This is a genomic window from Propionicimonas sp., from assembly GCF_049840635.1.
GTDB lineage: Bacteria > Actinomycetota > Actinomycetes > Propionibacteriales > Propionibacteriaceae > Propionicimonas.
Genome location: NZ_JASGKL010000004.1, coordinates 871,841 through 891,238, shown reverse-complemented (window position 1 = coordinate 891,238; position 19,398 = coordinate 871,841). Strand labels below are relative to the sequence as shown.

The following is a 19,398-nucleotide window of genomic DNA, read 5'->3' as shown; positions in this document are numbered from 1 at the left end:
AAATCGCTCAGTTCTTGTCGGTGCCGGGGGCGTCGGTGCCCGGGGTGTCCCAGGTGGTCTCGGTGGCCTCCGGCGCGGGGTCGACGGTGGTCGGGTCCGTCGCATCGGTGACGACCGGACCGGTCAGCGAGGACGCGTCGTCGGGCACCACGACGGGCTCGGTGGAGACGTCCGTCGGCTCCGCGTCGTCGTCGGCGTACTCGAACTCGTCGGTCACCGGCTGCGGGCTGATCGCACGCTTGTCGACGGTCATCTCGACCCCCGGGGAGATCTCGACCACGGCCTGCTTGTCCCCGAGGTACTTGACGGTCGCGATGATCCCGGAGATCAGCATGACGCGCGAGCCCGGCTCGAGGGAGCCCATCAGGTCCTTCTGCTCCTTCTGGCGCTTCTGCTGCGGCCTGATCATCAGGAAGTACAGCACCGCGCCCATCAGGACGAACAGGAGCACGGTCGACCACATGTTGTCGCCCATTGGCGATTACCTCACGTTCATTCAAGTAGGTGGGGCGGCGGTGCCGCCGAAGTCGTAGCCTAGCGCCGCAAGCTGGGAATACCCATTTGACGCCGCCGCCGGATCCTCACTCGCCGCTGAACAGGTCGGGCGCGTCCGGCGGGGTGCCCGTCGCCGCGGGCGGCGTCAGCCCGAGGTGTTCCCAGGCCCGCCGGGTGGCGACGCGGCCCCGCGGCGTCCGCATCAGGAAGCCCTCCCTGACCAGGAACGGTTCGGCGACCTCCTCGATCGTCTCGGCCTCCTCCGCGACAGCGAGCGCGAGGGTGGTCAGGCCGACCGGGCCGCCGCCGAAGCCGCGGCACAGCGCGTCCAGCACGGCGCGGTCGAGCCGGTCCAGGCCGAGCGGGTCCACCTCGTACAGCTCGAGCGCGGCGCGGGCGACCCCACGGGTGAGCCGCCCGTCCGCCTTGACCAGCGCGTAGTCGCGGACGCGGCGCAGCAGCCGGTTCGCGATCCGTGGCGTCCCCCGCGAGCGCGAGGCGATCTCGGTGGCGGCGTCGGCGTCCAGTGTGATGCCGAGCAGGACGGCGGAGCGCCGCAGGATGTGCTCCAGGTCGGCGGCGGCGTAGAAGTCGAGCTGCGCGGTGAAGCCGAACCGGTCCCGCAGCGGTCCGGGCAGCAGCCCGGCGCGGGTCGTCGCGCCGACGAGGGTGAACCGCGGGATGTCCAGCGGGATCGCGGTGGCCCCGGGGCCCTTGCCCACGACCACGTCCACCCGGAAGTCCTCCATCGCCAGGTAGAGCATCTCCTCCGCAGGCCGGGACATCCGGTGGATCTCGTCGAGGAAGAACACCTCGCCCTCGCTCAGCCCGGAGAGAATCGCCGCGAGGTCGCCGGCGTGCTGGATCGCGGGGCCGGACGAGATCCGGATCGGGGCGCCCATCTCCGCGGCGATGATCATCGCCAGCGTCGTCTTGCCCAGCCCCGGCGGACCCGACAGCAGGACGTGGTCGGGCGTCGCGCCGCGGTGCCGGGCCGCCGCGAGGACGAGGCCGAGCTGGTCACTGACCCTTCGCTGCCCGCCGAACTCGGCCAGCGAGGACGGACGCAGGGCCGACTCGGCGGCCTGCTCGTCGCTGTGGACGTACGGGTCGAGCGGATCGGTCTCAGGGGACGGCACGTCGGACACTCTGCCAGACACCACTCACCGGGCCAGGCTGCGCAGTGCCGCGCGGAGCAGGACGGCGACCGGGGTGTCCGGCTTGTCGGCGGCCAGCGGCGCCACCTGGTCGCAGGCGGACTCCGCGTCCCTGCTCGAGTAGCCCAGGCCCTCCAGCCCTGCGCGGACCTGCTCGCGCCAGTCGCCGGCGGCGGCGACCACCTCGGGGCTCCCCGTTCCCGCGAGGATCGCCACCTTGTCCTTGAGCTCGAGGACGAGCCGCTGGGCGCCCTTGGGGCCGATCCCCGGCACCCGGGTGATCGCGGCGATGTTGCTGCCTGCCACCGCGGCGCGGAACTCGCCGGGGGTGAACACCGACACGACGGCCTGCGCGATCTTGGGACCGATGCCGGTGGCACCCTGGACGAGCTCGAAGCAGTCCCGCTCCCCCGGCTCGGCGAACCCGTAGAGCGTGAGGGAGTCCTCGCGGACGACCAGCGACGTGTACAGGGTGACGGCCTGCCCCACGGTCACCGAGCCCGCGGTGGAGGGCGTGCACAGGGCCTTCACGCCGAAACCGGAAAGGTCGACGACGAGCCAGGTGCCGCCGACGGCGGCGACCGTGCCGGTGAGCTGGGAGATCATGCCGTCGCCTTCCGCCGGGCCTGTGCCTGCTGCTGTCGGGCCTCCTCCTGCCGGGCGAGCGCCCGCTGGCGGGCCTGCTCCTGCCGGGCCACCGCCTCGGCGATCCGGCCCTCGCCACCGCCCCGCCACAGGTGGCAGATCGCGAGCGCCACGGCGTCCGCGGCGTCGGCAGGACGGGGCGGCGCGTCCAGCTTGAGGATGCGCGCGACCATGGCGCCGACCTGGGCCTTCTCCGCGCGTCCCGACCCCGTGATCGACGCCTTCACCTCGGTCGGAGTGTGGGTGTGGACGGGCAGGCCGGCCCTGGCGGCGACGAGCATCGCCAGCCCTGAGGCCTGCGCGGTCCCGATCACCGAGAGCACGTTCTGGTCGGCGAACACCCGCTCGACGGCGACCACCTCCGGTCGGTGCTCGTGCACCCACTCGGTGAGGCCCTCCTCGATCCGCAGCAGTCGCAGCGGGAGGGCCAGGTCGGCGGGGGTGGTGATCACGCCGACCGCGACCAGGCGCGGCGGTCGGCCGGGCGTCCCCTCGATCACCCCGACGCCGCAGCGGGTCAGGCCGGGATCGACTCCGAGTACGCGCATCTCCCGCTTTCCGCCGTCCGAACAGTTGTTCGGATACTAGCGGCGCCGGGCCCGTGCGCGGCTGCTGCCACGCCGGGCCACCCGACGTCCTGCGCGGTCACTCCTCCAGCTGGGCGCCGATCTCGTCGGGGACGTCCCCGTTGCTGTACACGTTCTGCACGTCGTCGAGGTCCTCGATCGCGTCGAGCAGCTTGAACAGCTTCTCGGCGGCCTCCTTGGTGTCGATCGCCTGCGTGTACTGGGGCACGAACTCGACCTCGGCCGACTCGTAGTCGAGGCCGGCGGCCTGGACGGCCTTGCGGACGTCCACGACGGCGTTCGGGTCGCTGATCACGCGGAAGTTCTCGCCGTCGTCGGACACGTCCTCGGGGTCGGCGTCCAGCGTGGCCTCGAGGAGGTCGTCCTCACTGAGCGTGCGGCCGGCCTGCGCCTTCGCCACCTCGACGACGCCCTTGCGGTCGAAGATGCGGGACACCGAGCCGACGTCGGCCATGGTGCCGCCGTTGCGGGTGACCGCGACCTTCACGTCGGACGCGGAGCGGTTGCGGTTGTCGGTCAGGCACTCGATCAGGAGCGCCACGCCCGAGGGGCCGTACGCCTCGTACATCAGCGAGATGTAGTCGACCGCGTCACCGCCGACGCCGCCACCGCGCTTGACCGCGCGGTCGATGTTGTCGACCGGCACCGAGTTCTTGCGGGCCTTCTGGATCGCGTCGTACAGGGTGGGGTTGCCGGACGGGTCGGCGCCGCCGGTGCGGGCCGCCACCTCGATGTTCTTGATCAGCTTGGCGAACAGCTTGCCGCGCTTGGCGTCGATCGCCGCCTTCTTGTGCTTGGTGGTGGCCCACTTGGAGTGACCGCTCATGTACTACCCGTCCGTCGTCGCTGGTGGCTTTTGCGCGCCTCAGTCTAGGCCACCTAGTCTGCCGACCATGAGCGAGCGGGTGCACGGGGAGTACAAGGTACCGGGCGGCAAGCTGGTGGCCGCGGACCTGGAGGTCGTCGACGACCACCTGGCGCAGGTCAGGGTCAGCGGGGACTTCTTCCTCGAACCCGACGAGGCGCTCGCCGTGATCGACAACGCACTGGAGGGGCTGAACGTCGCCACCGTGCCGTCCGAGCTCGCCGCCCGCGTGGACGACCAGCTGGCCCGGGCCGGCGCGGAGGGCGCGATCAGCCTGCCGGTGACCATGGTCGGCTTCGACTCCCGCGCGGTGGCGATGGCCGTCCGGCGGGCGCTGGGACGGTCGACCAACTGGTCGGACCACACCTTCACCCTCCTCGAGACCGGCATCCTCGACCCGGCCGAGCACGCCGCGCTGGACGAGGTGCTGTCCCGTGAGCTGGCGGCCGGCCGCAGGGGGCCCACCCTTCGCTTCTGGGAGTGGCGCAACCCCGCTGTCGTGATCGGGTCCTTCCAGTCGCTGGGCAACGAGGTGGACGCCGAAGCCGCCGCGGCGCTGGGCATCCAGGTGGTCCGCCGGGTCTCCGGGGGCGGCGCGATGTTCATGGAGGCGGGCAACTGCATCACCTTCTCCCTGGTGGTGCCCGAGACCCTCGTCGACGGGATGAGCTACGAGGCGTCCTACGCGTTCCTCGACGAGTGGGTGCTGACGGCGCTCGGCGAGGTGGGTGTCGAGGCCCACTACGCGGGACTGAACGACATCGCGTCCCCCGTGGGCAAGCTCGCCGGCGCCGCGCAGAAGCGCTTCGTCGGCGGCGCCGTGCTGCACCACGTGACGATGGCCTACGACATCGACGCCGACAAGATGCTGCAGGTGCTGCGGATCGGCAGGGAGAAGCTGTCCGACAAGGGCACGAAGAGCGCGAACAAGCGCGTCGACCCGGTGCGCTCGCAGACGCACCTGCCCCGCGAGGACGTGATCGCCTCGTTCCAGGCCACGTTCCGCCGCGAGTACCGCACCGTCGACGACACGCTCACCGCCGAGGAACTCGGCGCCGCACGAGAGCTCGCGCGGACCAAGTTCCTCGACCCCGCGTGGACGGCCCGCGTCCCGTGACCGGGGCGGCGGGCCGAACCCGGTCGCGCTCCTCGCGCGCCTAGGCCGCCTGGCGGGCCGCCCCCATCGCCTCGACGATCACGTCGAAGTCGGCGTCCGGGATCCGGAACAGGCCGCGGCGGAACGGCAGCCCCCAGTGGGTGGCGTCGGGGACGAAGCCGAGCCGGTCGACCAGTTCCCGGACCGGCACCGGTACCGACGGCTCGTACCGCACCGCCCTGCGCCACGGGTGGGGACCCCGGCCGAGTTCCACCCGCGCGGCCTCCGCGCCCGTGACCACGCCCCACGCCGTGAACTGCTGCAGCGGATCACCGTCCGGATGGTCCGTGCGCGGAGAGTAGAAGGCGATCCGGTCGCCGGCCTGGAGTCGTTCCAGCCGGCTGTGCGCACCGTCGTCGGCCTCGATGAAGCCGCCCGCGATGCCTCGATACACGTGGTTCAGGCTGATCGTGCTGATCCAGCTGAACCGTTCCCTCGTTGTGTGCTGTGTTGCCATTCCCCCAGTGTGGGAGCCGGGTCTGACACGGCTTCGAGCCGCGCGAGCGCGTCCACCACAAGGTGGACCCTCGTGCCGTGAACTCGCGACAAACCGTCCACCTTGTCGTGGACGGGACCCGTCGCCAGCACAAGGTGGACCCTCGTGCGGCGAACTCGCAACAAAGCGTCCACCTTGTCGTGGACGGGACCCGTCGCCAGCACAAGGTGGACCCTCGTGCGGTGAACTCGCGACAATGTGTCCACTTTGCGGTGGACGGACGCGCTGGGTGGACGCGGTGGCCGGGCCGTCAGCCGACCTCAGCCGGGCGTCAGCCGAGCGTCAGCGCACCGTCCAGGCGCCCGACGCGGCGATGTCGCCGTCGAGGGCGCCGACGCCGGAGCCGGAGAAGCGGGCGTTGCTGGTGTACTGCCAGATCGACCAGCCGTCGTAGTCCGCCCAGGGCCCCACCTTCGGCTGCGCCGCGGGGATCCGGCCGTTGTCCGTGCCCCAGGAGGCGACCCAGAGCCGCGCGAGCGGGGCGACGTCCTGCCAGTAATAGGCGCCGTCGACCATCTTCGATGCGGCGTTCGCGCTCATGTAGACGTACAGGTTCGCGTGGTAGCCGGCGTCGGTCAGCAGCGTGCGGACGGCGGTGAGGAACGCGGCGGCCTCCTCCGGGTTCCACGCCCGCAGCTTCTTCGTGTAGGTCTTGCCGTTGTAGGTGCGCGTCCAGGCGTGGCCGGCCTCGATGTCCAGCACCAGCGGATCGGTGCTCGCCTTCGTGTAGTGCCCGTCGGCCTTCAGCCAGGCCACGAACTGCTTCGCGGAGTCCTCGGTGGTGTAGCCGCCGGCGAACAGTTGCTTCTTCGTGGTGTCGATCGAGTCGATCCAGCCGTTGAACCAGTAGTGGCCCAGCGACAACCCTGCGGCGGTGGCCTTGTCGGCGAGCCGTGCGTACGCGCAGTCCTGCGTCACCGGCTTCGCGCCCATCTTCTTCGTCTTGTTCGTGCAGGCGTCCACGTAGGACTGCGCGATCGGACGCGCCCCGCTGCCCAGCCGCAGCAGGGTGAACCCGTCGTCGCCCGCCCACTCGGCGACGGCCTTGATGTCGATCTTCGCCGACGGCGTGTACTGGTAGGCGGAGAGGTCGACGCCCTGCGTGAGCCCGGTCAGCCCGAACGCCTTCTCCGCGTCCTTCGCCGGCGTCTTCGTCGGCTTCAGGACGGTGAGCGTCACCGTCTTCGACACGTCCTTGCCGAGCTTGCCCGTGACGACCACGCGGAACTGGGTGCCGCTGGCCCACACCGAAGCCCTCGCCTTGTAGGTGCGCGACGTCGCCCCGGAGACCGACTTCCAGGCCGAGCCGCTGCCCGCGCGGTGTTGCCACTTGTAGGCCAGGGACGTCCCGGCGGCCTTCACCGCGAAGGTCGCCACCGTGGTCGTGCCGTACTTGCCCACCTTCGCGCTCGACGGCTCGCTGGTGATGCTGGTCTGGACGACCGCTGCCGGCAGTGCGGTGGCGGCCAGCACGCCGCCCACCGCATGCGCTGCGGGCGCGCCGGCGGCCTGCGACGGCGACGGCGTCGACAGCGTGCAGGCGGCCATCACCGAGCCGAACAGTGCGACGGCGACAGCCTTGGGGATGCGCTTCACGAGGTGGGTCACGAGTTCTCGGGCCTTCGTCCTTGGCATGCGGGACGCTGCCCGCCGGGTCCCGGCGATCGTAACCCGGTGCCATGCGGAGGTCCCGTCCGGGGCCGGGCGGGCAGCCGATAGCTCGACCACGGGTGCAGGGATGACGCGGACGGGGCTCACGCGGGCCGCCGCCACAACCAGGGCGTGGTCGTCGTGACCGCGACCAGCCCCGAGCGGGCCAGGATCGGGCGGCTGAACTCCGTGCACTCGGCGTAGACGAGCTCCGCGCCCATCCGCAGCGCGGAGCGGGCGCGGGCGGCCGTCAGCGCCCGGTAGATGCCCCGGTGGCGATGGCCCTCGGCGATCGCCCCGCCCCACAGGCCCGCGAACCGGGTGCCGGGGACGCGGCTGAGCCGGCCTGCGCCGATCACCTCACCGCCGGTCTCCGCGAGCCACAGCTCCTCGGTGGCCCGCTGGGCGGCCAGCATCCGCAGCACCTGCTCGTCGACGTTCGGCGACCCGGGGCCGAACACCTCCCGGTGCAGGCGTCCCACGGACGCGACGTCCGCGGCGAGGTCGCCGCCCTCCACCGCCCTGCGGACCACCACCCCGGCCACCGGAGCCACGGACGCGGCCAGCGCGTTCGCCTCGCCGATCATCACGGTCTCGGCCTCCTGCGCGGCCAGGCCCGCCACCGCGAGGTGGGCGGCCAGGTCGGCGGGCCGGTCGTGACCGCGGGTCTTCCACTCGAACGACTCCACGCGGGCGTCGGACGCGAACGCGTGGACCACCTCGCCGATCAGGCGGTCGAGGTCCGCGCCGTCCACTCCGGCGAGGTCCCGGTAGCTCGCGAAGCCCCTGGTGCCGAACCTGCCCAGCCACACGGGGCCGATCCGACGGACGTCCTCCGCGCCGGAGAACTCCGCGTCCGTGCGGAGTTCGTCGTCGTGCGCGCGGAGCAGCAGCGCGAGCAGCGTGGCCTCAGGCATTCCCGGCGCAGGCCTCCAACGCCTCGGCGATCGTGAAGTTCCCCACGTACAGCGCCGTGCCGACGATCGCCCCCTCCACGCCGAGCGGGACGAGTGCGCGCAGCGCCCGCAGGTCGTCGAGGGTGGTCACGCCGCCGCTGGCCACGACCGGCGCGTCCGTGCGTGCGCAGACCTCGGAGAGCAGCTCGAGGTTGGGGCCGCTGAGCATGCCGTCGCTGGCCACGTCGGTGACCACGTACCGTGCGCAGCCGGCCGCGTTCAGCCGGTCGAGCGTCTCCCACAGGTCGCCGCCCTCCCTGGTCCAGCCACGGGCGGCCAGCCGGGTGCCACGGACGTCGAGGCCGATGGCGATCCGGTCGCCGTGCTCTGTGATGATCCGGTCGCACCACTCGGGGTTCTCCAGCGCGGCCGTGCCGATGTTCACCCTGCGGCAGCCGGTCGCCAGCGCCCGCGCCAGGCTCGCGTCGTCCCTGATCCCTCCCGACAGTTCGACGTTGAGGTCCATCGCCGCGGTGATGGCTGCGATCGCCTCCGCGTTGCTGCCCCGTCCGAACGCCGCGTCGAGGTCGACGAGGTGCAGCCACGACGCGCGCGCGTCCTGCCAGCGCCGCGCGGCGGCCAGCGGGTCACCGAACACCTTCTCCGACCCGGCCACCCCCTGGGTCAGCTGGACGGCCTGGCCGCCCTGCACGTCGACGGCGGGCAGCAGCACGAGATCGTTCATGGTTCCTCTCCAGGAAGGGACGGGTAGTGGCTCAGGCCGGTGGGAGCGTGGCGACCCAGTTGCGGAGCAGGCGTCCGCCGGCGGCCCCGGACTTCTCGGGGTGGAACTGCGTGGACCACAACGGGCCCTGCTCGACACCGGCGATGAACCGGTCGCCACCGTGCTCGGCCCAGGTGATCCGGGCATCCGCGGGCCACCCGGAGGTGGCGTGGACGCCGAACGAGTGCACGAAGTAGAACCGCTCGCCCTCCACGCCGGCGAACATCGCGGTGTCCGACGGCGGGGAGACCGTGTTCCACCCCATGTGCGGCAGCGGGGACGCGTCGAGCTGCTCGACCACGCCGGGCAGCACGCCGACGCCGGCGGCCCTGGCGCCGTGCTCGACCCCGAGGTCGAAGAGCACCTGGTGACCCACGCAGATGCCCAGCACCGGGGCGCCCGCGGCGAGCCGCGCCCGGATGATCTCCGGGCCGCCCACGCCCACGAGCCCGTCCATGCACGCCGCGAACGCGCCGACTCCCGGCACCACCAGGCCGTCCGCGGTGAGCGCGGCGTCCGCGTCCGCGGTGAGCTCCACGTTCGCCCCGGCCGCGGCCAGGGCCCTGGTCGCGGAGTGCAGGTTGCCCGACCCGTAGTCGAGGACCACGACGCGGGGCGCCGTCACAGGCTGCCCTTCGTCGACGGCACCCTGCCGGCGATCCGTGGGTCGATGGCCACCGCGTCCCGCAGCGCCCGGGCCAGCGCCTTGAACTGGGCCTCCACGATGTGGTGCGGGTCGCGTCCCGCCAGCAGGCGAAGGTGGACGCAGATCTGCGCGTGCAGCGCGAACGACTCGACCACGTGCCGGGTCATCGAGCCCGCGTAGGGCACGCCCGAGCCACCGATCAGCGCGTACTGCTGACCCTCCGGCTCCCCGGTGTGCACGACGTAGGGCCGGCCGGCGAGGTCGACGACGCAGTGCGCGAGCGCCTCGTCGAGCGGGACGGTCGCGTCCGCGAACCGGCGGATGCCGGCCTTGTCGCCCAGCGCCTCGGCGAACGCCTGGCCGAGCACGATCGCGGTGTCCTCGATGCTGTGGTGGCCGTCGATGTGCACGTCGCCGCTGGTGGTGACCTCGAGGTCGATCAGGGAGTGCGTGCCGAGCGCGGTGAGCATGTGGTCGTAGAAGCCGACGCCGGTGCTGATGCTCGTCCGCCCCGTCCCGTCCAGGTTCAGGGCCACCCGCACCTCGGACTCGCTCGTGCGACGTTCCCGCACGGCCACCCGGTCGCTCATCGGATCTCCTCCAGCACTTCGGTCAGGGCGTCGTAGAACGCCTGCGTCTCGGCCGGCGTCCCCGCGGTCACCCGCAGCCACCCCGTCGGCCCGGTCTCGCGCACGAGCACGCCGCGGTCCAGCAGCCGCTGCCAGACATCATGCCGGTCGGCGAAGGGGCCGAACAGGCAGAAGTTGGCATCCGAGTCGATCACCTCGACCCCGAGTTGAGGCAGGCGGAGGAGCATCTCGTCGCGGGTGGCCCGCAGTTCGTCCACCTTCGCCAGCAGTTCGGGGGCGTGCCGCAGCGCGACCTCCGCGACCGCCTGGGTCTGTGCGGACAGGTGGTAGGGCAGCCGGACGATCCGGCACGCGTCCACGATCGCCGGGGACGCCGCGAGGTAGCCGACGCGTCCGCCGGCCAGCGCGAACGCCTTGCTCATCGTGCGCGACACCACCAGGTTGCCGAACCGGCCGAGCAGCGTGACCGCCGTCCGCTCGGGGTGCCGGGCGAACTCCTGGTACGCCTCGTCGACGACCACGATCGCGTCGGTGCCCGACAGGACCTCTTCGATGACGGCCAGCGGCGTGGTGGTGCCGGTGGGGTTGTTGGGGGTGGTGATCACCACCACCTCGGGACGGTGCTCCTCGATCGCGCCGAGGACGGTCGCGGCGTCGAGCGTGTAGTCGGTCGCCCGCGGCGCGGTCACGTAGCGGGTGTGGGTGTTCCGCGCGTACTCCGGGTACATCGAGTACGTCGGGGTGAAGCTCAGGACAGCGCGCCCCGGACCGCCGAAGGCCTGCAGCAGGTGGGTCATCACCTCGTTGGAGCCGTTGGCGGCCCAGACCTGCTCAGGGCGCACCCCGTGGCCGAGGTAGCCGGCCAGCGCCATGCGCAGGCCCAGCGCCTCGCGGTCCGGGTACCGGTTCAGCGCGGACGCGGCCAACGCCTGCCCGATCTCGGCCCGCACCTGCGCGCTCGGCGGGTACGGGTTCTCGTTCACGTTCAGTCGCACGGGCACGTCGAGCTGGGGGGCCCCGTAGGGCTTCTCCCCCACCAGTTCCGGCCGCAGCGGCAGCTCGGCCAGGGTCACGTCCGGCCTCATCGGGGGGCCTCCTGGCGCCGGACCGTGACGGCGGCGCCGTGGGCAGGCAGGTCCTCGGCGGCGGCGAAGGTCTCCACCACCCCGGCGACCTCCAGCAGCGCGGCCTCGGAGTAGTCGATGACGTGCACCTGCTTGCGGAAGCTGTGCACGTTCAGCCCCGAGGAGTGGCACGCGCAGCCGGCAGTGGGCAGCACGTGGGTGGAGCCGGCGCTGTAGTCGCCCAGCGAGACGGGTGAGTACGAGCCGACGAAGACGGCCCCGGCGTTGCGGACGCGGGCCGCGACGGCGCGCGCGTCGGCGGTCTGGACCTCGAGGTGCTCGGCGGCGTAGGCGTCCACCACGGCAACGCCCTGGTCGAGGTCGTCCACCAGCACGACGGCCGACTGCGGGCCGCCGAGCGCGGTCCGGATCCGCTCGGCGTGCTTCGTCGCGTCCACCTGGGGCCCGAGTTCGGCCTGCACGGCCCCGGCGAGGGCGAGCGAGTCGGTGACGAGCACCGAGGCGGCCATCGGGTCGTGCTCGGCCTGGGAGATCAGGTCGGCGGCCACGAACCTCGGCACGGCGGTGTCGTCGGCCAGGATCGCGATCTCGGTGGGCCCGGCCTCCGAGTCGATGCCGACCCGGCCGCGCAACAGCCGCTTGGCCGCCACGACGTAGATGTTGCCGGGGCCGGTGACGAGGTCGACGCGGTCGCAGACGCGCGGCACGCCGAGCGCGAACATGGCGATCGCCTGGGCGCCACCCACCGCGTAGACCTCCTCGACGCCGAGCAGGTGGCACACGGCCAGGATGTTCGGGTGCGGCAGCCCGCCGAAGTCCGCCTGCGGCGGGCTCGCCACGGCGATCGACGGCACGCCGGCGACCTGGGCGGGGATGACGTTCATGAGGACGCTGGACGCCAGGGGCGCGAGACCGCCCGGAACATAGAGTCCCACGCGACCCACCGGCACCAGCAGCTGCTCCACGACCGCACCGGGGGCCAGCTCGACGTGCACGGGGCCGGCGACCGCCTCGGCCTGCGCGACCTTCCGGCGCCGGGCGATGGCCTCGAGGAAGGCCGCCCGAACCTCGGGAGCGAGCCCGGCCTCGGCGTCCGCCAGCGCGGTGGCGGGGACGCGGAAGTGCTGCGGGACCACGTGGTCGAAGCGCTGCGAGTACTCGGCGAGGGCCTCGGCGCCGCGTTCGGCGACGGCCTGGACGATGGGACGCACCTGGGCCACCGCGGCGTCCACGTCGAACTCCGCGCGCGGCAGCACGCTGCGGTAGTCCAGCGGGCGGGTGCCGCGCAGGTCGATGGTTCTCAGCACCCGCCGATTCTATGGGCCGGCGGACGGGGACCGGTTCTCGCCGGCGGTTCGTGGGCAGGAGCGGAGCCACGGGGATGGTTGACTACCGCCATGTTCATCGGGTTCGGGACCGTGGTCAACGTCGTCACGGTGGTCGCCGGCGCAGGCCTCGGCGTCCTCGTCGGGCACCGGTTGCCCGAGCGGACCCGCGACCTCGTCACCACGACCCTGGGCCTGTTCACCCTCGTCCTCGGAGCGCGAGCGGTCGCGTCCGGGATCTCGGACGCGCTGGGGGCCGCGGTCGGCACCGACGGGCGCCTGCTGGTCGTGCTGGGCGCGCTCCTGATCGGCGGCATCGCCGGGTCGCTGCTCCAGATCGAGAAGCGGCTCGACCGGGGAGCCGAATTGCTCCACGACCGGTTCGCGTCCCGCACCGAGGGCGGCCGGTTCGTCGAGGGCGCCGTGACCTCGACCCTCGTGTTCTGCGTAGGCCCGCTGTCGATCCTCGGGTCGCTGTCCGACGGTCTCGGCCACGGCGCGGAGCAGCTGCTGGTGAAGGCTGTGATGGACGGCTTCGCCGCGATCGCGTTCGCGTCGTCGTTCGGCATCGGCGTGATGGCCGCGGCGCTCCCGCTGGCGCTCTACCAGGGCCTGCTCACGCTGCTCGGGTTCGCGCTGGGCAACTTCCTGCCCGCCGCGCAGGTCGACGCGCTGGGCGCGGCGGGCGGGGTGATCCTGCTCGGCCTCGGCATCCGGCTGATGGGGGTCAAGCAGATTCCGGTGGGCGACCTGCTGCCCGCACTGGTCGTCGCGCCCGCGATCGTCGCGATCGTCGGGCTGCTCCACTGATGGCGGGCGGCACCCCGGCCACCGACGCCCTCTCGCGGGCAGGGGTCTCCTACACCCTGCACCCCTACAACCACGACCCGGACGCCACGAACTACGGCGACGAGGCCGCGACGGCCCTGGGTGTCGACCCGCTGCGGATCTTCAAGACCCTCGTCGTCGACCTCGGAGCGACGAGGCCCGACCTGGCCGTCGCCGTCGTCCCCGTCGCGGGCCAGCTCAGTCTCAAGCACCTCGCCGCAGCGCTCGGGGCGAAGAAGGCGGCCATGGCCGACAAGGCGCTGGTGGCCCGCAGCACCGGCTACGTGCTGGGCGGGGTGTCCCCGCTGGGCCAGAAGAACCTGCTGCCGACCGTGATCGACGAGACCGCGCAGCTGTGGGACACGATCTACGTCTCCGCCGGACGCCGCGGCCTCCAGGTCGAGCTCTCCCCCGAGGACCTCGCGCGGGCCGTGGGCGCCCGCTTCGCGGACATCGCCCGCTGAGGTCAGCCGCCCAGCGCGACTGCGAGGGCTTCGCGGCCGCGCGCCAGCGACTCCCGGAGCAGGCGGTCCTGTTCATGGCGGAGGTCGTCGAACGGCAGCCGCGGCAGGCCGTCGGCGACCGCGTGCCACGACAGCTCGCCGATCACGCGCTGCGAGACGACCGCGTCCTGCATCTCGCCGAGGGCCTCGGTGACCGCCTCCCAGCGGGCGCGCGCCGCCTCGGCCCCACGGCCGAGAACCGGCACCAGGAGCTCGGCGCCGTAGCGGGCGGTCTTCGCCGCCTTGCGCACCTCGTGCCACCGGGTCAGGTCGCCGGGACGCGCCGCGGCGTGCGCGGCCAGCCGGCGGACCCGGTCCACCGCGGCATCGAACATCGGCGGCAGCACCACGGCGGCCCGCTCGTGGGCCATCACGTCCAGTCGGGGTGCGGCCACGAGCTGGGCGAGGTCGAGCTGGAGCCGCTCGTAGCGGTCGGTGCGCATGCCTTCCACGAGGTGGCGGTGGACGCGGGCGTGCGCGGCGGCGAGGGACGCCTCGATCCGCGCACCCACCACCTCCCGGTCGGCGGGTGCCAGCACGGCGAGGGAGGCCTGCAGCCGCTCGCGGAGCACCTCCGCGTCCCTCGGCGCCCCGAGTTCCTCCGCGTGCCAGCGCAGTTCCTTGCGCAGCGCCTTCGTCGTGCCCGGCCCGAAGATGCCGGCGTACGTGCGCAGCGCGCTGCGCAGCCGCCGCGTCGCGACCCGGCTGCGGTGCACGGCGTCGGGGGCGTCCTCGCGGACCGCCGCCTCGCGGTCCTGCAGGACGCCGACCTGCTCGGCGAGGTAGGCGAGCACGGCCGCGCGGGCGGACGGGTCGGGCGAGAGCGCCCTGACCATCGCCTCGTCCAGTGCCCTGGCGATCTTCGACCCGGTCGCCGCCCGGTGGATGCCCGCGGCCGCCAGCACGGCTTCCACCCTGTCCAGCACGGCGACGTCGCCGTCCACGAGCTCGACCTCCGCCTCCCACCAGTCCTGTTCCTGCTCGCCGACGGTGGCGCGGACCTGGTCCACGCACGTGGTCGCGAGCACGGTGTCGCCAGGGCCGAGGAGCTGCTGCTCCCTGCGCCGCGTGCGCAGGACCGCCACCGGCACCACCGGGGCACCGTCCAGCACGTCCTCCACCTGCGCACGGAAGGAGCCGGGCAGTCGCCGCTGCTCCACCGGTTCGTGCAGCTCGATCCGCTCGTCCGGACGCTGCCCTGGCAGCTTGAGGTGCCAGCCCTCGTCGTTGCCGCCGACGCGACGCCGGATCACCCGCCAGGCCCGGGTGAGGCGGTAGTCCGGGGCGTCGTAGTAGGTGGCCTCGAGGACGAACTCCTCGATCGGGCCGGGTCGGCCGACCGCGGTGAGGGCCGGTAGCTCCTGCCCGCGGCGCAGGGCGTACTTGCGCTCTGCCTCGAGGAGACGCTCCATGCTCAGCCCGTGGTCTCCTCGGGCACGGTCAGCACGCCGCGCTCGTCGACGGTTCCGGTCTCGACGGCCGCGGGGCCGGGGGCCTGGCGCCGCGGGCGGCGCCGCCGCGAGGACGCGTCCTCGTCGTCGGGTCCCAACGACGAGATCAGCAGGACGGGAGTGATCGCCGCGAAACCCCACACGGCCAGGGCAGACACCGCCCGCAGCCGCAGGGCGGCGGGGATCACCGAGCCCGGCTCGGCCGCGGCGATCCGATCGGCTTCCGACCCGGGGCCGAGCAGCTGGCCGACCTGCCAGCAGACCACGCCCGCGAGCAGGCCCGCGGCCACGGCGAGCAGTGCGGTGGGCCAGCCCAGCGGACGGAACCACTTCCAGGTGACCAGGCCGAGGCCGACCCCGACCAGCGCGCCGGTGATCACGAACCAGACGTCGGCCGACACGATCTGCGTCACGCCGCGTTCGCTCATCACCGCGCTGCTGGAGGTCGCGTCGATCCGCCAGGTCGGCAGCGTCACCACCGAGGCCCAGAACACCGCGCTCAGGCCGCCCACGACGGCCGAGAGGCCGGCGAGCAGGGCCACCCAGAGCACCACGGAGGAATCGGCGTCACGCCGACGTTCCACCGGCTGCTCCTCGGTGATGGTTGTGCTCACGCGGCAAGCCTAAGCGTTCACGCAGGACGGTCCCAAAAGCGCTTTCAGGTCGGCCATCAGGGGACGCGACGGCGCCACCCGCAGGCCCTCGTCCAGCTTCCAGACCTTCGCGCCGTTGGTCGCCGACACCAGCCGCACCCGCACCTCGGTGGGGCCGGGGTGGGCGCGCAGCACGTGCCGCAGCTGTTCCACGACGGCCGGCGTGCAGCGCACGGCGGGCAACTGGATCACCAGCGGACCGGACGGGCCCTCCGAGACATCGGGGAACGCCACCTCCTGGCCGGTCATCTCCAGGCTCTCGTCCTTGGTCCGGACGCGACCCTTGATCCGCACCACCGTGTCGGTGGCGAGGGACGCGGCCACGGTCGCGTACACCTTGGGGAACAGCAGCACCTCGATGGCCGACTCCAGGTCCTCCACCGTGGCGATCGCCCACAGGTCACCGTTCTTGGTCTGCTTGCGCTGCACCTGCGTGATCATCCCCGCGATGCTGACCATGCCGTCGCGCGGGCCGTCGTCCGCGCGCAGCGCGCCGATGCTGAGGTCGCGCTGCGCGGCCAGGATGTGCTCGAGGCCCTGCAGCGGGTGGTCGCTCACGTACAGGCCGAGCATCTCCCGCTCGAACCCGAGCCGGACCCGCTTGTCCCACTCCGGGACGTCGGGCACCGGGCTGGCCGCGATCTTCTCGCTCGTCCCCGAACCGCCGAAGTCGCCGAACAGGTCGTCCTGGCCGTTGGCCTGGTTGCGCTTGAGGTCGATCACCTCGTCGACCTTGCGCTCGAAGCACTCCATCAGGGCGCGACGGGTGTGGCCGAGCGAGTCGAACGCTCCGGCCTTGACCAGCGACTCGATCACCCGCTTGTTGCAGACCACCAGCGGCACCTGGTCGAGGAAGTCGTTGAAGTCCCGCGCGGGCCCCCGCTCGGTGCGCGCCTCGACGATGCCCTTCACGACGTTGTCACCGACGTTGCGGATGGCGGCCAGGCCGTAGCGGATGTCCGCCCCGACGGGGGTGAACATGCCGTCGGAGGAGTTCACGTCCGGCGGCAGCACCTTGATGCCCATCCGCCGGCACTCGCCGAGGTAGAGCGCCGTCTTGTCCTTGTCGCTCTTCACGCTCTCCAGCAGCGCGGCCATGTACTCGGCCGGGTAGTTGGCCTTGAGGTACGCGGTCCAGTAGGAGACGACGCCGTAGGCGGCGGAGTGCGCCTTGTTGAACGCGTAGGCGGCGAACGGGACCATGATCTCCCACAGCTTGTTGATCGCCGTGTCGGAGAAGCCCCGCTCCTTCATGCCGGTGCTGAAGGGCTTGAATTCGGCCTCCAGCACCTCCTTCTTCTTCTTGCCCATCGCCCGGCGGAGCAGGTCGGCCTGGCCGAGGCTGTAGCCGGCCACCCGTTGCGCGATCTGCTGGATCTGCTCCTGGTAGACGATCAGGCCGTACGTGGTGTCGAGGATGTCGGCGAGCGGCTCTGCCAGCTCGGGGTGGATCGGCTCAACCTTCTGCCTGCCCGTCTTGCGCAGCGCGTAGTTCGTGTGGCTGTCCGCGCCCATCGGGCCCGGCCGGTACAGCGCGATGGTGGCCGAGATGTCCTCGAAGTTGTCCGGACGCATCATCTTCAGCAGCGCCCGCAGGCCGCCACCGTCCAGCTGGAACACCCCGAGGGTCTCACCGGACGCGAGCAGGTCGTACGCCGCGCGGTCGGACATGTCGCGGCGAAGCTCGTCGAGGTCGAGGTCGAGACCGCGGTTCGCCTTCACGTTCTTCACCGCGTCGTCGAGGATCGTCAGGTTCCGCAGCCCGAGGAAGTCCATCTTGACCAGGCCGAGGCTCTCGCAGCTCGGGTAGTCGAACTGGGTGATGATCTGGCCGTCCTGCTCCCGCTTCATGATCGGGATGACGTCCATCAGCGGCGCCGACGACATGATCACGCCCGCCGCGTGGACGCCCCACTGCCGCTTGAGGCCCTCGATGCCGCGGGCGGTGTCGACGACCAGCTTCACCTCGGGCTCGTTCTCGTACAGCTCCCGGAACTCGGTGCCCTCGCCGTAGCGCTCGTTCTCGGGGTCGAAGACGTACGGCAGCGGCAGGTCCTTGCCCTGGACGGGCGCGGGGTAGGCCTTGGTGATCCGCTCCCCCAGCGAGAACGGCATGCCCAGCACGCGGCCCGCGTCCTTGATCGCCTGCTTGGCCTTGATCGTGCCGTAGGTGACGATCTGGCAGACGCGGTCGTCGCCGTACTTCTCGGTGACGTAGCGGATCACCTCGCCGCGACGACGGTCGTCGAAGTCGACGTCGAAGTCGGGCATCGAGGGACGCTCGGGGTTGAGGAACCGCTCGAAGATCAGTCCGTGCGGGACCGGGTCGAGGTCGGTGATGCCCATCGCGTAGGCGCACATCGAGCCGGCGCCCGAGCCGCGGCCCGGGCCCACCCGGATGCCGTTCCGCTTGGCCCAGTTGATGAAGTCCGCCACGACCAGGAAGTAGCCGGGGTACCCCTTGCCGATGATCACGTCCTCCTCGTACGCGGCCTGCGTGACCGCGTAGTCGGGGACGCCGCCGGGGTACCGCTCGGCGAGCCCGCGGTTCACCTCCCTGATGAACCAGGACGCCTCAGTCTCCCCCGCGGGGACGGGGAACTGCGGCATGTAGGTGCCGGTGCCCTCCTCGAACGACGTCGAGCACCGCTCTGCGATGGCGAGGGTGTTGTCGCAGGCCTCGGGAAGGTTGCTGAACAGGGCCCGCATCTCCGCGGGCGACTTCAGGTAGTAGCCGTTGCCGTCGAACTTGAACCGGTTGGGGGTGTCCTTGTTGGAGCCGGCGGAGACACACAGGAGCGTGTCGTGGTCCTCGGAGTCCTCCGCGCGCACGTAGTGCAGGTCGTTGGTCGCGACCAGCGGCAGGTCGAGGTCCTTCGCCAGCCGGAGCAGGTCGGACCGCACCCGGTTCTCGATGTCGAGCCCGTGGTCCATCAGCTCGACGTAGAAGTTGCCCGCCCCGAAGATGTCCCGGAACTCGGCTGCGGACTCCACCGCCTGCGTGTACTGGCCCAGCCGCAGGTAGGTCTGCACCTCGCCGGAGGGGCAGCCGGTGGTCGCGATCAGCCCGCCGTGGTAGCTGTTCAGCAGTTCCCGGTCGGCGCGCGGCTTGTAGAAGAAGCCCTCCAGGGAGCTCAGCGAGCTCAGCCGGAAGAGGTTGTGCATGCCGGCGGCGTCCTGCGCCCAGACGGTCATGTGCGTGTAGGCGCCCTTGGACGCGACGTCGTCGCCCGTCCCGTCGCCGAACTGGACGCGCTTGCGCTCGCTGCGGTGGGTCTTCGGGGTGAGGTACGCCTCGAGGCCGACGATCGGCTTCACCGGGGAGTCCTTGGCGACCTTGTAGAACTCGTAGGCGCCGAACATGTTGCCGTGGTCGGTGACCGCGATCGCGCTCATCCCCAGCTCCGCGGTGCGCGACACGAGGCCCTTCAGCCGGGCGGCGCCGTCCAGCATCGAGTACTCCGAGTGGCAGTGCAGATGGACGAAATCGCTCGACACGCTGACCCACGACCTCCGGGCAGGGATGGTTCGGAAAACCGGCACACGCTGGGGGAAGTCAGCGAGTACTCACCATAACCCGGGCGGC

General features: G+C 71.9%; 19 protein-coding genes. 3 read left to right on the top strand and 16 right to left on the bottom strand.

Annotated elements, in window-relative coordinates:
• Positions 1-7 precede the first annotated feature (7 nt).
• From yajC to QM779_RS04310, 5 genes are all read right to left on the bottom strand, one after another.
• The gene (gene yajC, locus QM779_RS04330) at positions 8-475 is read right to left on the bottom strand and encodes a preprotein translocase subunit YajC (RefSeq protein ID WP_428532131.1); all 468 of its coding nucleotides are present in this window, start codon (positions 473-475) and stop codon (positions 8-10) included.
• Positions 476-581: 106 nt separating this feature from the next.
• On the bottom strand, positions 582-1,634 hold the full coding sequence (ruvB, locus tag QM779_RS04325; protein WP_428532128.1) for a Holliday junction branch migration DNA helicase RuvB: 1,053 nt from the start codon (positions 1,632-1,634) through the stop codon (positions 582-584).
• 24 nt (positions 1,635-1,658) lie between these two features.
• Positions 1,659-2,258, bottom strand: a complete 600-nt coding sequence (ruvA, locus tag QM779_RS04320; RefSeq protein WP_428532125.1) for a Holliday junction branch migration protein RuvA — start codon at positions 2,256-2,258, stop codon at positions 1,659-1,661.
• Positions 2,255-2,845 (bottom strand): crossover junction endodeoxyribonuclease RuvC, encoded by a 591-nt coding sequence (gene ruvC, locus QM779_RS04315; protein WP_428532122.1) that lies wholly within the window; start codon positions 2,843-2,845, stop codon positions 2,255-2,257. Before ruvC ends, ruvA begins: the two co-directional genes overlap by 4 nt.
• Positions 2,846-2,942: 97 nt before the next feature.
• Entirely contained in the window at positions 2,943-3,710 is a 768-nt protein-coding gene (locus QM779_RS04310) for a YebC/PmpR family DNA-binding transcriptional regulator (RefSeq protein ID WP_428532119.1), read from the bottom strand.
• 67 nt (positions 3,711-3,777) lie between these two features.
• On the opposite strand from QM779_RS04310, the gene QM779_RS04305 reads away from it, so the two are divergent.
• Positions 3,778-4,866: a lipoate--protein ligase family protein gene (locus QM779_RS04305; RefSeq protein WP_428532116.1), complete on the top strand. Its 1,089-nt coding sequence runs from the start codon at positions 3,778-3,780 to the stop codon at positions 4,864-4,866.
• Between the two features lie 40 nt (positions 4,867-4,906).
• Here QM779_RS04305 and QM779_RS04300 read toward each other — a convergent pair whose 3' ends face one another.
• The 8 genes from QM779_RS04300 to hisD form a co-directional block, all read right to left on the bottom strand.
• Positions 4,907-5,362, bottom strand: a complete 456-nt coding sequence (locus QM779_RS04300) for a hypothetical protein (protein WP_428532113.1) — start codon at positions 5,360-5,362, stop codon at positions 4,907-4,909.
• A gap of 321 nt (positions 5,363-5,683) precedes the next feature.
• Positions 5,684-7,036, bottom strand: a complete 1,353-nt coding sequence (locus QM779_RS04295; RefSeq protein ID WP_428532110.1) for a GH25 family lysozyme — start codon at positions 7,034-7,036, stop codon at positions 5,684-5,686.
• A gap of 119 nt (positions 7,037-7,155) precedes the next feature.
• Positions 7,156-7,968 carry a GNAT family N-acetyltransferase gene (locus tag QM779_RS04290; protein ID WP_428532107.1) on the bottom strand — a complete coding sequence of 271 codons (813 nt, stop codon included), beginning with the start codon at positions 7,966-7,968 and terminating at the stop codon, positions 7,156-7,158.
• Positions 7,961-8,692, bottom strand: coding sequence for a bifunctional 1-(5-phosphoribosyl)-5-((5-phosphoribosylamino)methylideneamino)imidazole-4-carboxamide isomerase/phosphoribosylanthranilate isomerase PriA (gene priA, locus QM779_RS04285; RefSeq protein WP_428532104.1), 732 nt, complete (start codon positions 8,690-8,692; stop codon positions 7,961-7,963). Before priA ends, QM779_RS04290 begins: the two co-directional genes overlap by 8 nt.
• A 31-nt stretch (positions 8,693-8,723) precedes the next feature.
• On the bottom strand, positions 8,724-9,356 hold the full coding sequence (gene hisH, locus QM779_RS04280) for an imidazole glycerol phosphate synthase subunit HisH (RefSeq protein WP_428532101.1): 633 nt from the start codon (positions 9,354-9,356) through the stop codon (positions 8,724-8,726).
• The gene (hisB, locus tag QM779_RS04275) at positions 9,353-9,967 is read right to left on the bottom strand and encodes an imidazoleglycerol-phosphate dehydratase HisB (RefSeq protein ID WP_428532098.1); all 615 of its coding nucleotides are present in this window, start codon (positions 9,965-9,967) and stop codon (positions 9,353-9,355) included. The genes hisH and hisB overlap by 4 nt, the downstream gene beginning before the upstream one ends.
• A complete protein-coding gene (locus QM779_RS04270; RefSeq protein WP_428532095.1) occupies positions 9,964-11,052 on the bottom strand; it encodes a histidinol-phosphate transaminase in 1,089 nt (362 codons plus the stop codon). Before QM779_RS04270 ends, hisB begins: the two co-directional genes overlap by 4 nt.
• Positions 11,049-12,359: a histidinol dehydrogenase gene (hisD, locus tag QM779_RS04265; RefSeq protein WP_428532092.1), complete on the bottom strand. Its 1,311-nt coding sequence runs from the start codon at positions 12,357-12,359 to the stop codon at positions 11,049-11,051. The genes QM779_RS04270 and hisD overlap by 4 nt, the downstream gene beginning before the upstream one ends.
• 90 nt (positions 12,360-12,449) lie before the next feature.
• Here hisD and QM779_RS04260 point away from each other — a divergent pair, with 90 nt between their 5' ends.
• Positions 12,450-13,187: a DUF554 domain-containing protein gene (locus tag QM779_RS04260; RefSeq protein ID WP_428532089.1), complete on the top strand. Its 738-nt coding sequence runs from the start codon at positions 12,450-12,452 to the stop codon at positions 13,185-13,187.
• Positions 13,187-13,669, top strand: coding sequence for a Cys-tRNA(Pro) deacylase (gene ybaK, locus QM779_RS04255; RefSeq protein ID WP_428532086.1), 483 nt, complete (start codon positions 13,187-13,189; stop codon positions 13,667-13,669). The genes QM779_RS04260 and ybaK overlap by 1 nt, the downstream gene beginning before the upstream one ends.
• A gap of 2 nt (positions 13,670-13,671) precedes the next feature.
• On the opposite strand, the gene QM779_RS04250 is transcribed toward ybaK, so the two are convergent.
• From QM779_RS04250 to dnaE, 3 genes are read right to left on the bottom strand one after another with little or no spacing between them, the layout of a single operon-like run.
• On the bottom strand, positions 13,672-15,120 hold the full coding sequence (locus tag QM779_RS04250) for a CHAD domain-containing protein (RefSeq protein WP_428532083.1): 1,449 nt from the start codon (positions 15,118-15,120) through the stop codon (positions 13,672-13,674).
• Between the two features lie 2 nt (positions 15,121-15,122).
• Complete coding sequence (locus QM779_RS04245) at positions 15,123-15,773, bottom strand: hypothetical protein (protein WP_428532080.1); 651 nt, start codon at positions 15,771-15,773, stop codon at positions 15,123-15,125.
• 9 nt (positions 15,774-15,782) lie between these two features.
• A complete protein-coding gene (dnaE, locus tag QM779_RS04240; protein WP_428532077.1) occupies positions 15,783-19,310 on the bottom strand; it encodes a DNA polymerase III subunit alpha in 3,528 nt (1,175 codons plus the stop codon).
• Between the last annotated feature and the right edge of the window lie 88 nt (positions 19,311-19,398).

What these genes read in the sequence shown, in the direction of transcription:
- hisB (WP_428532098.1), bottom strand. Translation starts at nt 9,967, where the DNA reads ATGAGCGACCGGGTGGCCGTGCGGGAACGTCGCACGAGCGAGTCCGAG.
- ybaK (WP_428532086.1), top strand. Translation starts at nt 13,187, where the DNA reads ATGGCGGGCGGCACCCCGGCCACCGACGCCCTCTCGCGGGCAGGGGTC.
- yajC (WP_428532131.1), bottom strand. Translation starts at nt 475, where the DNA reads ATGGGCGACAACATGTGGTCGACCGTGCTCCTGTTCGTCCTGATGGGC.
- QM779_RS04300 (WP_428532113.1), bottom strand. Translation starts at nt 5,362, where the DNA reads ATGGCAACACAGCACACAACGAGGGAACGGTTCAGCTGGATCAGCACG.
- QM779_RS04270 (WP_428532095.1), bottom strand. Translation starts at nt 11,052, where the DNA reads ATGAGGCCGGACGTGACCCTGGCCGAGCTGCCGCTGCGGCCGGAACTG.
- QM779_RS04310 (WP_428532119.1), bottom strand. Translation starts at nt 3,710, where the DNA reads ATGAGCGGTCACTCCAAGTGGGCCACCACCAAGCACAAGAAGGCGGCG.
- QM779_RS04305 (WP_428532116.1), top strand. Translation starts at nt 3,778, where the DNA reads ATGAGCGAGCGGGTGCACGGGGAGTACAAGGTACCGGGCGGCAAGCTG.
- QM779_RS04295 (WP_428532110.1), bottom strand. Translation starts at nt 7,036, where the DNA reads ATGCCAAGGACGAAGGCCCGAGAACTCGTGACCCACCTCGTGAAGCGC.
- QM779_RS04290 (WP_428532107.1), bottom strand. Translation starts at nt 7,968, where the DNA reads ATGCCTGAGGCCACGCTGCTCGCGCTGCTGCTCCGCGCGCACGACGAC.
- ruvC (WP_428532122.1), bottom strand. Translation starts at nt 2,845, where the DNA reads ATGCGCGTACTCGGAGTCGATCCCGGCCTGACCCGCTGCGGCGTCGGG.
- QM779_RS04260 (WP_428532089.1), top strand. Translation starts at nt 12,450, where the DNA reads ATGTTCATCGGGTTCGGGACCGTGGTCAACGTCGTCACGGTGGTCGCC.
- ruvA (WP_428532125.1), bottom strand. Translation starts at nt 2,258, where the DNA reads ATGATCTCCCAGCTCACCGGCACGGTCGCCGCCGTCGGCGGCACCTGG.
- QM779_RS04250 (WP_428532083.1), bottom strand. Translation starts at nt 15,120, where the DNA reads ATGGAGCGTCTCCTCGAGGCAGAGCGCAAGTACGCCCTGCGCCGCGGG.
- priA (WP_428532104.1), bottom strand. Translation starts at nt 8,692, where the DNA reads ATGAACGATCTCGTGCTGCTGCCCGCCGTCGACGTGCAGGGCGGCCAG.